Source organism: Dactylosporangium sp. NPDC049140 (genome assembly GCF_040648435.1).
The window spans coordinates 24,109-39,717 of sequence record NZ_JBEZDS010000046.1 but is presented as its reverse complement, the minus strand read 5'-3'; the positions used below and the strand labels follow the sequence as shown (position 1 = coordinate 39,717).

Sequence of the window (15,609 nt, the reverse complement as noted above, 5' to 3'; positions counted from 1 at the left end):
TTGTCGACTCTTACAATTAATAATGTTAACTGATAGCCTTCCTCACCATCGATCCATCGATGGTGAGGAGTCCCATGAGATCTCGTCGTCGCACATTGGCCCTGGCAGCGGGCGCGGCGCTGACCATCGTGACGGGCATGATCCTCGTGCCCATGCTCAACGCCCAGGCCGCCACGACCGCCATCCAGGCCGCCTGCACCGCCCCGACCTGGGCCGAGGGCAACACCTACACGGTCGGCACCCAGGTCACCTACCAGGGCCACACGTACCAGGCCCTGCAGACGCACACCGCCTACCCGGGCGCCGGCTGGACGCCGTCCAGCACGCCGGCCCTGTGGAAGGACCTCGGCACCTGCACCGGTGGCGGCGGCCCGACCACGCCCCCGCCGACCACCCCGTCCGGAGTGCCGTCCGCGCCGGGCAACCTGCGGGTCACCAGCACCGCCAACACCAGCATCGCGCTCGCGTGGAACGCCTCCACCGGCACCGTGACCGGCTACCGGGTGTACGAGGGCTCGACCGTGCGCGCCACGGTCACCGCCACGAGCACGACGGTCACCGGCCTGACCGCCGGCACGACGCACACGTACACGGTGAAGGCGTACAACGCCCAGGGTGAGTCGGGGGCGTCGAACAGCGCCACCGGCACCACGACCGGCGGCACCACCCCGCCCCCGTCCGGCGCCATGGGCGCGGCGCCCTACCTCTACGAGGGCTGGGGCGACCCGCCGAACCCGCAGACGGTCCAGTCGGCCACCGGCATCAAGTGGTTCACGATGGCGTTCGTCCTCTCCAGCGGCGGCTGCGCCCCCGCCTGGGACGGCAGCCGCCCGCTCAGCGGCAGCGCCGACGCGACCGCGATCAGCCAGATCCGGGCGGGCGGCGGCGACGTGATCCCGTCGTTCGGCGGCTGGCAGGGCAACAAGCTCGGCCCGAACTGCTCCACCCCGCAGGCCCTGGCCGGCGCCTACCAGACCGTGATCAACGCCTACGGCCTGAAGGCGATCGACATCGACATCGAGAACACCGACGAGTTCGAGAACGACACGGTCCGCAACCGCATCGTCGACGCCCTGAAGATCGTCAAGCAGAACAACCCCTCGCTGAAGGTCATCGTCACCTTCGGCACGGCGACCACGGGCCCCGGCTACTACGCGCAGCAGCTCATCAGCCGCGCCGCCTCGACCGGCGCCGGCATCGACATCTTCACGATCATGCCGTTCGACTTCGGCGGCGGCGCCAACATGTACCAGAGCACGGTTTCGGCCTCCGAGGGCCTCAAGAACATGCTCAAGCCCGCCTTCGGCTGGGACGACGCCACCGCCTACCGGCACATGGGCATCTCCGGCATGAACGGCCTGTCCGACCAGCAGGAGAACACCTCGCCCGCGCAGTGGCAGCAGATCCGCGACTACGCGCAGAACAACCACCTGGCCCGCCTGGCCTTCTGGTCGGTGAACCGGGACCGCCCCTGCCCCGGCGGCGGCGTCGTGTCCAACTGCTCCGGCATCGCCCAGAACAACTGGCAGTTCACCCAGATCACGGCCACCTTCACGGGCTGAGATCGCATTGCCCTGGGGGCCGGTGCCACGGCACCGGCCCCTCGGGTCACCGCTCGTGATCGCGGTCGAGAGCCCGGCCAGCTCCATGTCGTTCCGGCGGCCGACCGCACCTCACAGGTTCGGGCCGCTCCGGGCGTCGGGGTGCACCCACCGCGCCGGAGCGTTCGTCCTGCCGCCCAGGCCTTGATGTCCAGCCGTCGGCCGGCCGGTGAGATCTGCTCTCCGGCCGCTCCGGCGGCTGACGGCGTCATACCCAGCGCGGCGGGCCGGCCGGGCTCTCGTGCCACAAGCGGTCCAGCGCGGTCACCACGTAGGTGTAGTGGTGGCCGGGCTCGGCCGCCGCGTCGGTCCACTCGGTCCCGCGGACCGTGGCCACCAGGTGGGCGGCGTCGGCCAGGTCACAGGCCGCGGGCGCGGTGACACCGTCGAAGCGGTAGACGCCGTAGGACGCCACCGCGCCGAACGGGCCGGTGCCGCTCGCGGTCGGGCGCCAGCGCAGTGCGTTTCCGGCGGCGGTACGGCGGGCCGCGGTGATGACGGGGAAGAGCAACGGCTTGGCCGGGCCCCACGACGGCGGGAACGCCGGGCGGCTGTGGTGCTCGGCGGCGAGGATCGTCTCGGCGCCGAGCCGGTCCGCCCGCACCTGCACGGCGCTGAAGTGCACGTCGCCGAGCACCTGCGGGTAGTCCCGGTTGAACGTGAGGTGCTGCGACAGCTCCCGCGGGTCGAACCAGGCCGCGGGCTGCCCGGCCGCCGCGACCTTGTAGTCGGCCTGGCCGATGTAGAGCTGCACATCGGTCCCGGCGACGACGTCGGCCCACCACGGCACGAGCTTGGCGTAGTCCGCGACGGTGAAGCCGATGTTCCAGTACACCTGGGGCACGATGTAGTCGATCCAGCCCTCCTTCACCCACTTGCGGGTGTCGGCGTAGTTGGCGTCGTAGGACTGCGTGCCGTTGGTGTCGGAGCCCAGCGGGTCGGCCGCCTGGTTGCGCCAGATGCCGAAGGGGCTGACGCCGAACTTCACCCAGGGCTTGGCCGCGTGGACGCGGGCGTCCATCTCCTGCACGAGCAGGTCGATGTTGTGGCGGCGCCAGTCGGCCTTGCCCGCGAAGCCGCCGCCGTACTGCGCGAAGGTCGCGTCGTCGCCGAAGTCCTGCCCGGCGGCCGGGTACGGGTAGAAGTAGTCGTCGAAGTGCACGCCGTCGATGTCGTACTTCGTGACCGCGTCCATGACGGCCGTCTCCACCCAGTGCCGGGCCTCGGGTATGCCGGGGTTGAGGTACAGCCGCCCGGCGGCGTTGTTCACCGGATACGGCACCGCCCACTCGGGGTGCACGCGCAGCGGGCTGTTCTCCGGCAGCTTCGCCACGTCGGTCCCGGCCCCGCCCGGCGCCGGCATGCTGGCCCGGTACGGGTTGAACCAGGCGTGGAACTCGAGGTTCTCCTCGTGGGCGCGGCGGACCAGATACTCGAGGGGGTCCCAGCCCGGGTCCTGGCCGGCGACGCCGGTGAGATACTGCGACCACGGCTCGTAGGGCGAGGGCCAGAACGCGTCAGCATGCGGCCGGACCTGCACGATCACCGCGTTGTAGTTGAGCGACCGGGCCAGCGTCAGCCAGCCGTCGTACTCGGCCTGCAGCTCGGCCTGGCTCTTGCCGGGCGCGCTGGGCCAGTCGATGTTGACCACGCTCGCGATCCACATCGCGCGCATCTGGTGCTTGGGCGTGGCCGGATCGGCCGGGCAGCCGGTGACCGCCGCCGCGGCGGCCGGCGCTGCCGGGGCGAGCGGCACGACCGCCAGGAGCGCAAGGGCGGCCGCCGCGGCGAGCAGGCGGGGTGCACGGACGGACATGGCGCCACCTTCATCCACACGGGTCGATGACGAAATATTTCGCCTATTGAACCCCGATGGTTGGCAACTTTCAACAGCTCGGCCCGGTGTAACCCGGACCGCTATCCGTATCCGACGATGTGTGCCGGAAGCTGGGTGGTGCGGCAGTGGCAGAGGGACGAGCGTCCTGGATCCGGCGCCGGCGGTCGGCGGACCCGCCGGCGCCGCGGCTGCGGCTGGTCACCGACGACCGGTACCCCGACTGGGAGGCCATCTACCGGGACAACGTGCACCGGGTGTACCTGATGATGTTCGCGAAGGTCGGCAACCGCCCGGACGCCGAGGACCTGACGACCGAGGTGTTCCTGGCGGCGCTCGGCCCGCTGCGCACCTCGGCGAGCGTCGGCGAGGTGCGGGCGTACCTGCTGGCCACCGCGCGCACCGTGCTCGCCCGGCACTGGATGCGTACCCTGGGCCGGGAGATCACCGAGCTGGACCCGGAGCAGGTGGCCGACCTGCTGGCGGCCGCCCCGGAGAACCACGAGGCGACGGCCCGGGCGGACCGGATTCTCGCCGGGCTGCCGGATCGGTACCGTCGCATTCTCGAGCTGCGGTTCCTTGAGGCGTGCCCGATCAAGGAGGCGGCCGCGCGGATGGGGATCAGCGTCGCCAACGCGAAGGTGCTGCAGTTCCGGGCGCTGCGGCAGGCGGCGGCCAACGAGAGGACGACGAGATGAGCACCCGGCGACTGCGGCGGTACATCAACGCCCTGCTGGCCGGGAAGCGGCCCACCGCCTTCCGCGCCGACGAGGAGGACGCCGGGATGCTGCGCGCGGCGATCACGCTGCGCGCTGCCCGGCCGGGCAGCGGGATGCCGAGCGAGGAGTTCGTCACCGGGCTGCGCCGGCGCCTCGCCGCCGAGCTGGACGACGCGCCGGCGCCGGCGCCGCGGCCGACCCGCCGCCGGCTGGTGCTGTGGACCTCCGCGGCGGCGGCCACCGCGGCGGCCGGCGCGGCCGTCGGGGCCACCGTGCAGAACGAGCTCTCCCAGCGCCCCGGGCCGTCGCCGGAGCTACGCCCGAACGCGGGCACCTGGCGCACCGTGGCCACCAGCGCCGAGCTGCCCGACGGCGCGGTCAAGCCGTTCGACCTGGGCGCCGTCAACGGCTTCGTCCGTCGCACGGGCGGCCGGCTCTCCGCGGTCTCCGGCGTCTGCACCCACCTCGGCTGCCGCCTGGCGCTCGACCAGCCGCGGCGGGAGCTGGCCTGCCCGTGCCACAACGCCGCCTTCGACCTCGACGGCACGCTGGTGCGCCACCAGCTCAGGAAGGCGCCCGCCCCGCTGCCCCGGCTGGTGGTCCGGGAGGTCGACGGGGCGGTGCAGGTGCTCGCTCCGGCGTAGCGGTCCGGCCGCCGGGTGTAACCCGCGCCGCTATCTCCCGGTGAGGGACCCGAGCGTGGGTCCGAACCGGACGGAGGTACCACGTGAGACACCCCAGGTACGTGTCGGTCGCGATGGCGGCGGCCGCGTCGCTCGCGCTCGCCGGCTGCGGTGGCGGGACGGGCGGTGGGCAACCGGGGAGCGACCCGGCGCCGCCGACGACGGGGGCCGCGACGCCGATGCCGGGGATGCCGGGCATGAGCGCGTCGGCCACGGCGGGCCAGGACGCACCGGCCGGCGCCAACGCGATCGACATCAAGAGCTTCGCGTTCGCGCCGGCGAACGCGACCGTGCCGGTCGGCACCGCCGTCACCTGGACCAACCACGACCAGGATCCGCACACGGTGGTCACCCAGCCGGGCGCGCCCGGCGGCGGGTTCCGCTCCGGGACGCTGAAGGCCGGCGACACGTTCACGTTCACCGCGCCCGGCCGTTATGAGTACCTGTGCAGCATCCACCCGTTCATGACCGCGACCGTGACGGTGACGGCATGACCGCCGGCGGGGACCCGCAGGGCATGAGCCGGCGGCAGTTGCTGCGCCACACGGCCTGGTTCGGCGCGGCGGTCGTGCTCACCGTCAGCGGCGGCGAGGTGATCAGCCACGTCGGCGGTGACGCGCCGGCCGCCGCCGCCGATCCGACCGCGCTGCGATTCGTCCAGATCAGCGACAGCCACCTGGGCTTCACCGGCCCGGCCAACACCGCCGTGGAGGCGTCGTTCCTTCGTGCGCCAGGACGTGGCCGGCCTGTCCAGCGACACACCGATCGTGGTCTTCAGCCACATCCCGCTGTTCGCGATGTACCCGGCCTGGGGCTGGGGCACCGACGACGCGGCCCAGGTGCTCGCCCTGCTGCGCCGGTTCGCCTCGGTGACCTGCCTCAACGGGCACGTGCACCAGCTGTTCACCAAGACGGAGGGAAACGTGACGTTCCACAGCGCGACCACCACCGCCTACCCGCTGCCCCACCCGGGCGACGGGCCGGCGCCCGCGCCGGTGACGCTGCCGGCCGGCAGACTGCGCGCGGCGCTGGGCATCCGCGAGGTCGGCTACGTGCGCGGCCGGCAGCAGCTCGCGCTGCGGGACCGGAGCCTGGCATGACCGGGCCCGTCGCGCTCGGGTCCCGGCTCACGGCCGCCGCCGTGCCCCGGCTCGCCCTGCCGCTGCGGCTCCCGGTCGTGCTCGCCCTCGCGGCCAGCGGCTACGTGCACGCGGAGCGGTACATCCACGGGTACGAACACATTGCCTGGATCGGGCCGATGTTCCTGCTCCAGGCGGGCGGCAGCGCCGCGCTGACGTTGCTGCTGCTGGCCGGCGCCTGGCTGCGCGAGCCGCCGTGGCTGCTGCCGGCCGGCGTCGCGCTCGCCGGCGGCGCCCTGGCCGGTTTCGTGCTGTCCCGTACCGTCGGGGTGTTCGGCTTCGTGGAACGCGGCTGGCAGCCCGCCCCGCAGGCCGCGCTCAGCGTGGTCGCCGAGGCCGTGGTCCTGCTCGCCTACGCGGTCGCCGCGGTGCGGGCGGCCCGGCCCCGCTGACCCCCGGCCCGGGCGGCCGTGGTTGATCTGACCTGGGTCTTCGGTGACGCTGTTCGCGATGGCCGTCGTGCTGGGCGAGCGGGCCCCGTCGGTCTCCCTGATGTTCGTCGGCTACTTCCTGGCCGCGATCACCCTGGTCAGCCGCACGAACCTGATCACGGCCGTGGTGGTCATCGTGGCCGGTGCGTGGCTCTACCAGTCCGCGCGAGGCCGCTGGCCGCGGCGGGGCCGACCTCGCGCTGATCGGGGTCTCGGTGCTCGCCGCGGCCGTGCTGATCGGGGCCGGGGACCACCATGGCTGGGCGTTCGCGGCCGGCCTGGCGCTCACCCCGCTCTACCGCCTTGCGCGGCGACGCCGTGCAGACACGCGGCCGGCTCAGAACCGCTCCTCGGCCGTGTTCAGCGGCTGAGCTCGTGGCACGGTGAGCCGCAGGCCGCGCAGTGCGGCCGGCCACAGCCGGTTCGGCGGCGTCAGCCCCGCCAGCACGCCCAGGAAACAGGTCACGCCGGCCGGGTCGCGGGCCAGGGCCGGGTACAGCCACCGCCCGACCCGGTCCGGCCCGAACGCCGCCATCGAGGTCGTGATGCGGTACATCGCGCGCCGCTGCCGGTCCCGGCGGCGCTGGTAGGCCGCCAGGGCCGCGCGCAGCGGGCGCTCGCCGCCGAGGCCCGACACGAGTGCGGCCGCCAGCGCGTCGGCGTCGCGCAGGGCGTTGCCTATGCCCTGGCCGGTGATCGGGTCCATGACGAGGCCGGCGTCCCCGGCCAGCGCCCAGCCCGGGCCGAACGGCACCCGGTACCCGTTCGGCAGGTCCATCGTCGCCCGGACGGGCCCGGCCAGGCGGGCCCCCGCGAGGCGTTCGCCGAAGCCGGCCCGGAACCCGCGACCGCGCACGTCGTCGAACCGGGCCCGCGGTACCGAGAGGAAGGCGACGGCGAGGTTGTCGTTCGTCGGCCAGACGGAGGCGAGCCGGTCCGCGCGCGGGTACACCTCGCCGCCCGCCAGCTCCAGGCCCTCCACGTACGCGTAGCAGGCGCCCGAGGTCGACGGGCGCGCCCGATACGAGCGGGCGCCGGCCCGCCGGGCGACCGTCGAGCGCTTGCCGTCGGCGCCGACCACGACCACCGCCTGGGCCGAGGCCGGGGCGCCGCGCCTGAAGGCGCCCTCGACGCCGGTCACGCGGCCGTCCGTCCACAGCAGATCGGTGACGGCGAAGCCCCCCCAGACCTCGGCGCCCGCGGACCGGGCCGCGTCGACGAGGAGCGCGTCCAGCAGCGTGCGGCGCGGGCTCAGCACGCCGTCCGGGCCCGGGTAGGCGCCGTCCAGCACGGCGGCCGGATGGTCGAAACGGGCCGTTCGGATCATGGGTGTACCGGCGGCAAGCAGCGCTTCGAGCAGGCCCCACCGGCGCAGCAGGGCAACCCCCGGCGGCTGGATCTGGTGCGTGGAGAGCGTGTCGCTGGGGAACCGGGCCCGGTCGACCGCCAGGACCCGCAGTCCCGCGCGGGCCAGCAGCAGCGCCGTGGCCGCCCCGGCCGGGCGCGTGCCGACCACGATCACGTCGTACACCATCGGCTCCTCCCGATTTTGATACACCGTAACGTAACAGCGTCACGATATGCTGGCAAGCGATGGGACGACCCCGGGAACACGGCGCGGACACGCGGGCGGCGCTGCTGGCCGCCGCGGGTGAGCTCGTGCACGCCGAGGGGCCGGCCGGCGTGTCGGTGCGGCGGGTCGCGGACGCGGTCGGGACCACGACCCGGGCCGTGTACAGCCTCTTCGGCGACAAGGACGGCCTGCTGCGCGCGCTCTCCCTCGACGTCGCCGAGACCATGCGCCGCCACCACGCGGCCGTGCCCGAGCGGGCCGACCCGCTCGCCGAGCTGCCGCTGCTCGTCGCCGGGTTCCGGGCCGCGGCACGGGAGAAGCCGCAGCTCTACGACCTGTTCATGGCCCAGGTCCACGCGGGCGCCGACCCCGGCGATCCCGTGTTCCGGCTGGTGTACGCGAGCTTCGACCGCGTCCTGGGCACGATCCGCCGGTGCCTCGCCCTGGGCCTGTTCCCGGGCCGCGACGAGTTCACCGTCGGCCGGCACCTGCTGGCCCTCGTGCACGGCCTGGCGACCCTGGAACTGCGCGGGGTCCTGGGCGACGAGGACACCGCCCGCCGCGTGTGGGAGCAGGCGACGGCCACGACCCTGGACGGCCTGCGCCGTCAGCCGTAGAGGGGCTCGATCGTCAGCTGGCCGCCCGGGTGGACCAGTACCGCCAGGGTCTCGCCGTCGAGCGCGAAGACCGCCCGCGTCCCGGCCGGGATCGGGATGCGCTCGCCGCGCTCGAGGTCGACGGCGACCGCGGTGTCGTAGCGGGCGTCGGCCGCGAGCAGCAGGGCGCACGGGCGGTCGAGGCGCCCCGCGAAGCAGCCGGCCAGGCGGGCCGGCGCCGGCACCGGGATCGCGGCGCCGAGCTCCTCGCCCGTGTGGGGGTCCCAGCGGTGTACCGCACCGTCCCAGTCGCCGCCGACCAGCATCTCGCGGCCGGTCGGGGCCAGGGCCAGGCCGCCCAGGGACTCGGCGGCCGTCTGCTGCGGCGGCCGCAGCGGCTCGCCGGTCGCGGCGTCCCAGCGGTACAGCGCGGTGTCGTCGCACGCGATCAGGGTCACGCCACCGGGGCGCAGGGCGGCGGTCACCGCGCGCAGGGCCGGCCCCACGAGCGGGCGGCGGCCCAGGCGCTCCCCCGTCGCCGCGTCCCAGCGGTGCACGCCCCCCGGCCCGGCCCCGGCGAGCACCACCCGCCCGTCCGGCAGCGGGGCCACCGCCACGTCCGCCACCTCGGCCGGGTCGTCGACCGGCGGCAGTTCGGAACCGGCGCCGAGGTCGAACCGGCGCGGCCCGGCGACCCCGGCGGCCAGCAGCACGGTCCGCCCGCCCGGCAGCGACGCCGCCGCCCGCACCACCGCCGCCCAGTTGCCCCGCAGCGCCTTCGTGCGCGCGTCGAAGAGCGGCCCGCACGGCGCCAGCAGCGGCCCGTCCGGGGTCGGCAGCACCGCGACCCAGGCGGCCATGGGGCGGGCGGCGTCGATCCGCACGAGCGACTCCTCTTGACGAAGGGTGGCTGACCTGCTTGAGTAACCAAGAGGTTAGATAACCACTTGGTTAGGTACAGGATGAGCACTGATCGGCTGAGTATGACCTTCGCGGCGCTCGCCGACCCGACGCGGCGGGCGATTCTGGCCCGGCTCAGCGCCGGCGAGGCGACCGTGAAGGAGCTGTCGGCGCCGTTCACGATGAGCGGGCCCGCGATCTCCAAGCACCTGCGGGTGCTGGAGCAGGCGGGGCTGATCTCGCGCGGGCGGGAGGCGCAGTGGCGGCCCTGCCGGCTGGAGGCCGGGCCCCTGAAGGAGGTCGCCGCGTTCACCGAGGAGTACCGGCGGTTCTGGGACGAGAGCTACTCGCGCCTGGACGCCTACCTGCAGTTTCTGCAAGACGACATCAAGGAGCCCGACGATGAGCACTGACACCCTCGGCGTGACCGGTTTCGAGCTCGACGGCGACCTGGGCGTGCGCGTCACCCGCGTCGTGGCGGCCCCGCCCGAGCTGGTCTTCGACGTGTACACCAGCCCGCGGCACCTGCCGCACTGGATGCTCGGCCCGCCCGGCTGGACCATGCCCGTGTGCGAGATCGACCTGCGGCCGGGCGGGCCGTTCCGGTACGTCTGGCGCACCGGGGCCGGCGAGGAGCTGACGATCTCGGGCACGTTCGAGGAGATCGAGCGGCCCGGGCGGCTCGTGAGCACCGAGGCGTGGAGCGGCGGCTGGGCCACCACCCGCAACACGCTCACGTTCACCGACCTCGGCGGCCGGACCCGGATCACCACGCACATCGCGTACCCGTCGGCCGAGGCGCGGGACAACGCGCTGCACAGCGGGATGCGCGAGGGCATGGAGGCGAGCTTCGCCAACCTCGAGGCCTACCTCGCCGGGCAGTTCACCATGCGCCTGGAGCTGGTCCCGGTCCCCGTGGCCGACGTCGGCGCGGCCCTGGCCTTCTACGCCGGCAAGCTGGGCTTCCACGTCGACCACGACATCCAGCCCGGGGACGGTGCGCGGATCGTGCAGCTGACCCCGCCCGGTTCGGCCTGCTCGATCCTGCTCTCCACGGGCCTGCCCGGCCTGCGGCAGGCGCCGGGCGCCGTGCAGGGCCTGCACCTCGTCGTCGACGACGTCCGCCAGGTCCGCGAGGCGCTGCTCAAGCGGGGCGTCGAGGCCGGCGAGGTGATGGACATGGGCGGGATCCTCTACGCCGGGTTCGCCGACCCCGACGGCAACTCGTGGATGCTGCAGGAGATCCCGCCGTCCGCGGCGACCGTGAGCGTGCCCCAGGACGAGCCGGCGACGTAGGGGTACCGGCCGGGGCGCGCGCCGCTGGTGTGCGTCCCGGCCGTCGCGTCGTGGCGGACCCCGCTCCACGCGGTCAGCAGCGACCAGCCGGCCATCGCCCGCACGTAGTGGTCGCCGCACTCGACCTCGTTGAACGGGTTGCGGCGCGTGCCGTCGTAGCGGGCCCGCACGCCGCGGACGATCGCCAGCCCCTCCTCGTCGAGGCCCTCGTGGAAGCAGTGGGCGGCGACCTGGTACTCCACGCCGGTCCACACCTCGTCGCAGTAGCGCAGCGGGACGGCCGGGCGCCCCCCGTGCGGCCAGCTGCACACCACCAGGCCGGTCTCGTCGCCGTCGGCGAACGAACGGTATCCGTGCGGCTCGAAGTGCGTGCGGAGGTTGTACCGCACGATCGAACGCAGTGCCGCCCGGACCCGCCCGGCCGGCAGGAGGTGGCCGAGCCCGAGCTCGTGCGCCCACCACTGCCCGAGCAGCTGGTCGGCGAGGCAGCCGCCGCCGAAGTCGTAGAACTCGCCGTTCCACAGCAGCCGGTCGTACGCCTCCGAGGCCCGCTCGAAGTCGTAGGCGGCCGCCACACCCAGCCGGCCCGCCATCTCCCGCATGGCCCGCAGCGCCGCCAGCCACAGCGCGCCGACGTACATGTTCGGCTCGTGCAGCGAGATGTCGTACGTGACCGGCTGGTCGCCGCGCAGCACCCCGTCGCCGGCGACGTCCCACGTGTCCGAGACGTAGGACATGAGGGAGACCAGCGAAGCCCAGTGCGACGACAGCCACTCGACGCCGGCACCGTCCAGGACGCTGCGGTACGTCTTCAGCACCGCGCCCAGCATGCCGTCCAGCGCCGGCCGCTCCGGCCCGCCGATCGGCACCCCGTGCAGCTGCGGCAGGTACAGCGGCAGGACGACCCGGTGCGGGATCGAACCGTCCGCGGCCTGCACCGCGAACTCCGTCTCGCGCATGTCCCGCCCCACGGACGGGAACAGCCGGGCCAGGGCCTGCTCGTAGTTCAGCACGTGGTTGCAGTTGAGCGGGCACGAGCCGCCCGCGTCGCCGTTCCAGTTGCGGGTCGAGGCGCCCAGGGCGCCCTCGAACGCGTACGTGCGCCCGTCCGCGGTGCGGAACACGCTCGGCGAGCGCACCAGGGCCGGCTGGGCCGCGATCGTCTCCCGCAGCGGCTCCGGCAGGTCGCTGCCCGCCACCGCGTCGGCCCACGCGCGCGACGCGGCGTCGAGCCGGTCGCGGCCGGCCAGGTAGGCGTCGAGCACGTCGAGGGCGCCGCCGAACCGGGTCGCGTAGTGGTTGCCGACCCAGAAGCGGCTCGGGCCGTAGTGGTGCTGGGGGCCGAAGCGGTCGAAGTCGGCGTACCGGTTCGGGAACCACCACGCGTGGACGATGTCGATGGTGGTGGACTCCCCCGGGGCCAGGGCGAACGCGGCCGCGACGCCGGCGTCCCAGGTGTGCCCGGCCGGGCTCGGCCCGCTCGGCGCCCGCATCGGCGACGCGCCCGGGCCGAGCGCCGAGCGCAGCGCCGCGTCCGAGTAGTCGCCGAGCTGGGTCGGGGCGGCGAGCCGGACTGTCTCCACGAACCGCAGCAGGGCGTCGGCGTCGTGGGCGCGGGGCAGGACGGCGGCGGGCGCGTCGGTCCACAACAGCAGCTCGCCGGCGGCCGGGTCGTCCTCGGCCAGGCCCGGATGGTCCATGAGCACGCCGGACTGGCCGGGCCGGCGCAGGAGCCGGTTCACGTTGCCGCCGTAGCCGGCGCCGCGGGTGCCGCGGATCGGCGTCACGCCGTCCCAGCCGGCCGCGTTCTGCAGCGCGCCGAGCAGGAAGCCGTGCCGGAACCCGGCGCTGTCGTTGCGGACCGTGAAGCGGTACCGCACGATCGGCAGCGCGCTCGCATCCGCGTCGAGCGGCACGAAGGGCGTGTGCGCCTCGAGCCGGATCGCGACGGGCAGCCCGGGGTCGTCGTAGGTGACGTTCGCGAACGGGTACGCCGCCTCGAACGTCGTGCCGGCCACGAACGGCCAGCGCCAGGCCTCGCCCGCGTCGGGCACGTCGGCGTCGGAGACGTTCGCGGCGGGGCTCGGGTGCGGGCCGATGGGCGCGGCCCGCAGCAGCCGCACGACGTCGTCCGGCGGCTCCAGCGACGAGACCCGCACCGCGAAGAAGGAGTCGGGCAGCAGGCCCGCGTGGTTGGGCGGCCCGTTGAGCTGCCACTGGCGCAGCGCGCCGTCGCCGCACAGCGCGACGTGCCCGGTGCCGAGCCCGCCGAGCGGGAACGCCACCGCGCGCCGGGCGTCTCCGGTGAACCGCACAGCCACCTCCGTAGATGAAATCGATTTCACGGAAGGTAGATCCTGGCCCCCGGCATGTCAAGAGGCCCTAAAGTGTGGCTCCATGGCCACGATCTACGAGGTAGCGGCGCTGGCGGGGGTCTCGCCCGCGACCGTGTCGCGCGTCTTCAACGGCAACACCGTCTCGGCCGAGAAGCAGCGGGCCGTGCGCGACGCCGCCGCCAAGCTGGCCTTCACCCCGAACAAGACCGCCCGCCGCCTGCGCAAGCAGAGCTCCGAGGTGGTCGCCCTGCTCATCCCCGACATCGAGAACCCGTTCTTCACCGCGCTCGCCCGCGGCGTGGAGGACCGGGCCCAGGCCTCGGGCTTCTCGGTGGTGCTGTGCAACACCGACGACGACCCGGGCAAGGAGCTGCGCTACCTGCAGATCGCCGCGTCCGAGCAGATGGCCGGGGTGATCCTGGCCCCCGCCTCCGACGAGGCCGACCTCGGCGCGATCGCCTCGCTCGGCCGGCCGGTCGTGGCCGTCGACCGCACCACGCCCTACCCGGTCGACGCGGTGAAGGTCGACAACCGGGCGGCCGGCATCGCCGCCGCGACGGCGCTGTTCGACGCGGGGTACCGCCGCATCGCCTGCATCGCCGGCCCGGTCGGCATCGAGGCGACCGAGGACCGGTTCCTGGGCTGGCGGCAGGTCATGACCGCGCGGCGGGCCCCGGTGGCCGACGGTTTCCTGCAGCACGCGAACTTCCGCGCGGACGGCGGGCACGCGGCGATGCGCCGGCTCCTCGCGCTGCCGGAGCCGCCCGACGCGGTACTGACCACGAACAACCTCATGGGCGTCGGGGCGCTGCAGGCGATCGTCGAGGACGGCGTCGACCCGGCCACGTTCGGCCTCGCGGTCGTCGGCGAGCTGCCGTTCATGTTCCTGACCCCACCCGCCGTGGTGCAGGTCCGCCTGCCCGCCCGGCACCTGGGCACCACCGCCGCCACGATGCTGCTGGAGCGCATCGGCGGCGACCCCCAGCCGCCCCGCACGATCGTCCTGCGGGCCGAGCTGGCCCCGTAGCTGCAATCGATACCAGCCGAAAAGTTCCCTGATCAGGGCCGACATGAGCCGCGTCTTGAGGAGTCCTTGACGAAATCGATTTCTTGGACTTCACTGTGCCCACCGCACCGCCTCCCAACCGCCTCAATCCGAGAGGGACGCAGGCTCATGAACACCCCGTTACGCAAGCTCGCGCTGCTCTGCGCGACCGCCGCGCTCGCGGTATCACCCTTGGCGGGCTGCTCGAACGACGACTCCGGCTCCTCCGGCGGCGACAAGTCGCTCGACATCGTCTACTGGAACTACGGCCCCGCCGCCGAGTCCGGCAACAAGGCCACGGCCGACGCCTTCATGGCCGCCCACGCCGGCACCAAGGTGACGCTCACCCCCGTCACCGGCGAGAACTGGGGCACCTACTACGCGAACGTGGCCACGCTCATCGCCTCCGGCAAGCGCCCGGACGTCATGGTCATCTCCGGCGAGGGCGCCCAGTTCGTGCACGCGAACAACCTGGTGCTGCCGATCAACAAGTACCTGGACAAGGACGCCGACGCGAAGACCCTCACCGGCGACATCGCCAAGGGCCTCATCGACGGCTTCACGGTCAAGGGCGACGTCGTCACGCTGACGTACGGCTGGAACGACATGGTCGTCTACTACAACACCGACGTGTTCAAGCAGGCCGGCGTCGCGCCGCCGAAGGCCGACTGGACGTGGGCCGACTTCGAGGCGACGGCGAAGAAGCTCACCGCGGACACCAACGGCGACGGCAAGCCGGACCGGTACGGCTTCACCTGGGCCAGCAACGAGATCTTCCCCGGCATCATGCCCTGGGTCGCCAACGCCGGCGGCAACCTGACCAGTGACGACGTGTGCAAGCCGACCGCCGACACGCCCCAGGTCAACAAGGCGGTCTCGTTCCTGGAGAACCTCATCAAGACCAACGTCGCCCCGGCGCCGATGCCCATGAGCGACGTCTTCACCCGCTTCCAGAACGGCCAGGTCGCCATGTTCGGCGCGGGTCGCTGGCCGATCGCGACCTTCCTGCCCGCCGGGTTCAAGGCGTTCGACATCCAGCTGTACCCCAAGGGCGACACCTACAAGACGGTCTTCGGCGGCGCCGGGTACCCGATCCTGAAGTCGTCCAAGAACCCCGACCTCGCCTGGGAGTACCAGAAGTTCACGGTCAGCGAGGAGATCGAGAAGCAGTACGTCGGCACCCCCGACAAGCCCGGCGACTCGATCCCGTCGCGGCGCTCGCTCGCCCAGACCATCTCCAAGGTCGGCGTGCCGCCCGCGAACTCCGACCTCTACTACGACAGCATCGACAAGTACCCGACGCTCGTGCCCTACCCGGCGCCGGCCAAGTACAGCGCCTTCGAGTCGACCGTCCTGCGCCACCTGCAGCTCATCTTCGCCGGCGAGACGAGCGTCGCCGACGGCCTCAAGAACATGCAGGGCGAACTGAGCAGCATCGTCACCTGCTGAAATGGCT

16 protein-coding genes are annotated in these 15,609 nt (G+C 73.4%); 12 read left to right on the top strand and 4 right to left on the bottom strand.

Annotated elements, in window-relative coordinates; translation table 11 throughout:
* The first annotated feature begins 74 nt into the window (after positions 1-74).
* Complete coding sequence (locus AB0B76_RS45705) at positions 75-1,562, top strand: carbohydrate-binding protein (protein WP_360388249.1); 1,488 nt, start codon at positions 75-77, stop codon at positions 1,560-1,562.
* Positions 1,563-1,809: 247 nt separating this feature from the next.
* Here the strand turns inward: AB0B76_RS45705 and AB0B76_RS45700 are convergent, their stop codons facing one another.
* Positions 1,810-3,417 carry a family 10 glycosylhydrolase gene (locus AB0B76_RS45700; protein ID WP_360388247.1) on the bottom strand — a complete coding sequence of 536 codons (1,608 nt, stop codon included), beginning with the start codon at positions 3,415-3,417 and terminating at the stop codon, positions 1,810-1,812.
* Positions 3,418-3,563: 146 nt separating this feature from the next.
* Between AB0B76_RS45700 and AB0B76_RS45695 the strand changes: the two genes are divergently transcribed.
* The 6 genes from AB0B76_RS45695 to AB0B76_RS45670 all read left to right on the top strand — a co-directional run bounded on the left by AB0B76_RS45695 (position 3,564) and on the right by AB0B76_RS45670 (position 6,778).
* Entirely contained in the window at positions 3,564-4,133 is a 570-nt protein-coding gene (locus tag AB0B76_RS45695) for an RNA polymerase sigma factor (protein ID WP_360388244.1), read from the top strand.
* Positions 4,130-4,798, top strand: a complete 669-nt coding sequence (locus tag AB0B76_RS45690) for a Rieske (2Fe-2S) protein (RefSeq protein WP_360388241.1) — start codon at positions 4,130-4,132, stop codon at positions 4,796-4,798. The genes AB0B76_RS45695 and AB0B76_RS45690 overlap by 4 nt, the downstream gene beginning before the upstream one ends.
* An 83-nt stretch (positions 4,799-4,881) precedes the next feature.
* Complete coding sequence (locus AB0B76_RS45685) at positions 4,882-5,331, top strand: plastocyanin/azurin family copper-binding protein (RefSeq protein WP_360388238.1); 450 nt, start codon at positions 4,882-4,884, stop codon at positions 5,329-5,331.
* A 231-nt stretch (positions 5,332-5,562) separates the two neighbouring features.
* Positions 5,563-5,937: a hypothetical protein gene (locus AB0B76_RS45680; RefSeq protein ID WP_360388236.1), complete on the top strand. Its 375-nt coding sequence runs from the start codon at positions 5,563-5,565 to the stop codon at positions 5,935-5,937.
* On the top strand, positions 5,934-6,368 hold the full coding sequence (locus AB0B76_RS45675) for a hypothetical protein (RefSeq protein WP_360388233.1): 435 nt from the start codon (positions 5,934-5,936) through the stop codon (positions 6,366-6,368). Before AB0B76_RS45680 ends, AB0B76_RS45675 begins: the two co-directional genes overlap by 4 nt.
* Positions 6,369-6,550: 182 nt before the next feature.
* Positions 6,551-6,778 carry a hypothetical protein gene (locus AB0B76_RS45670; protein ID WP_360388231.1) on the top strand — a complete coding sequence of 76 codons (228 nt, stop codon included), beginning with the start codon at positions 6,551-6,553 and terminating at the stop codon, positions 6,776-6,778.
* On the opposite strand, the gene AB0B76_RS45665 is transcribed toward AB0B76_RS45670, so the two are convergent.
* Positions 6,745-7,941, bottom strand: a complete 1,197-nt coding sequence (locus AB0B76_RS45665; protein WP_360388228.1) for an FAD-dependent monooxygenase — start codon at positions 7,939-7,941, stop codon at positions 6,745-6,747. The genes AB0B76_RS45670 and AB0B76_RS45665 overlap by 34 nt on opposite strands.
* A 59-nt stretch (positions 7,942-8,000) precedes the next feature.
* Between AB0B76_RS45665 and AB0B76_RS45660 the strand changes: the two genes are divergently transcribed.
* Complete coding sequence (locus AB0B76_RS45660) at positions 8,001-8,597, top strand: TetR/AcrR family transcriptional regulator (protein WP_360388225.1); 597 nt, start codon at positions 8,001-8,003, stop codon at positions 8,595-8,597.
* On the opposite strand, the gene AB0B76_RS45655 is transcribed toward AB0B76_RS45660, so the two are convergent.
* Positions 8,588-9,460: a hypothetical protein gene (locus tag AB0B76_RS45655; protein WP_360388222.1), complete on the bottom strand. Its 873-nt coding sequence runs from the start codon at positions 9,458-9,460 to the stop codon at positions 8,588-8,590. The two genes, AB0B76_RS45660 and AB0B76_RS45655, sit on opposite strands and share 10 nt — an antisense overlap.
* A 78-nt stretch (positions 9,461-9,538) precedes the next feature.
* Here AB0B76_RS45655 and AB0B76_RS45650 point away from each other — a divergent pair, with 78 nt between their 5' ends.
* Complete coding sequence (locus tag AB0B76_RS45650; RefSeq protein ID WP_360388219.1) at positions 9,539-9,889, top strand: metalloregulator ArsR/SmtB family transcription factor; 351 nt, start codon at positions 9,539-9,541, stop codon at positions 9,887-9,889.
* On the top strand, positions 9,879-10,772 hold the full coding sequence (locus AB0B76_RS45645) for an SRPBCC domain-containing protein (protein WP_360388217.1): 894 nt from the start codon (positions 9,879-9,881) through the stop codon (positions 10,770-10,772). The genes AB0B76_RS45650 and AB0B76_RS45645 overlap by 11 nt, the downstream gene beginning before the upstream one ends.
* On the opposite strand, the gene AB0B76_RS45640 is transcribed toward AB0B76_RS45645, so the two are convergent.
* The gene (locus tag AB0B76_RS45640) at positions 10,670-13,087 is read right to left on the bottom strand and encodes a GH116 family glycosyl-hydrolase (protein WP_360388214.1); all 2,418 of its coding nucleotides are present in this window, start codon (positions 13,085-13,087) and stop codon (positions 10,670-10,672) included. The genes AB0B76_RS45645 and AB0B76_RS45640 overlap by 103 nt on opposite strands.
* A gap of 82 nt (positions 13,088-13,169) precedes the next feature.
* On the opposite strand from AB0B76_RS45640, the gene AB0B76_RS45635 reads away from it, so the two are divergent.
* A complete protein-coding gene (locus tag AB0B76_RS45635; protein WP_360388211.1) occupies positions 13,170-14,135 on the top strand; it encodes a LacI family DNA-binding transcriptional regulator in 966 nt (321 codons plus the stop codon).
* A 147-nt stretch (positions 14,136-14,282) separates the two neighbouring features.
* Positions 14,283-15,602, top strand: a complete 1,320-nt coding sequence (locus tag AB0B76_RS45630; protein ID WP_360388208.1) for a sugar ABC transporter substrate-binding protein — start codon at positions 14,283-14,285, stop codon at positions 15,600-15,602.
* The last annotated feature ends 7 nt before the right edge of the window (positions 15,603-15,609 follow it).

Coding starts and splice junctions, on each gene's coding strand:
- AB0B76_RS45660 (WP_360388225.1), top strand. CDS start 8,001: ATGGGACGACCCCGGGAACACGGCGCGGACACGCGGGCGGCGCTGCTG.
- AB0B76_RS45630 (WP_360388208.1), top strand. CDS start 14,283: ATGAACACCCCGTTACGCAAGCTCGCGCTGCTCTGCGCGACCGCCGCG.
- AB0B76_RS45700 (WP_360388247.1), bottom strand. CDS start 3,417: ATGTCCGTCCGTGCACCCCGCCTGCTCGCCGCGGCGGCCGCCCTTGCG.
- AB0B76_RS45645 (WP_360388217.1), top strand. CDS start 9,879: ATGAGCACTGACACCCTCGGCGTGACCGGTTTCGAGCTCGACGGCGAC.
- AB0B76_RS45665 (WP_360388228.1), bottom strand. CDS start 7,941: ATGGTGTACGACGTGATCGTGGTCGGCACGCGCCCGGCCGGGGCGGCC.
- AB0B76_RS45705 (WP_360388249.1), top strand. CDS start 75: ATGAGATCTCGTCGTCGCACATTGGCCCTGGCAGCGGGCGCGGCGCTG.
- AB0B76_RS45635 (WP_360388211.1), top strand. CDS start 13,170: ATGGCCACGATCTACGAGGTAGCGGCGCTGGCGGGGGTCTCGCCCGCG.
- AB0B76_RS45675 (WP_360388233.1), top strand. CDS start 5,934: ATGACCGGGCCCGTCGCGCTCGGGTCCCGGCTCACGGCCGCCGCCGTG.
- AB0B76_RS45650 (WP_360388219.1), top strand. CDS start 9,539: ATGAGCACTGATCGGCTGAGTATGACCTTCGCGGCGCTCGCCGACCCG.
- AB0B76_RS45690 (WP_360388241.1), top strand. CDS start 4,130: ATGAGCACCCGGCGACTGCGGCGGTACATCAACGCCCTGCTGGCCGGG.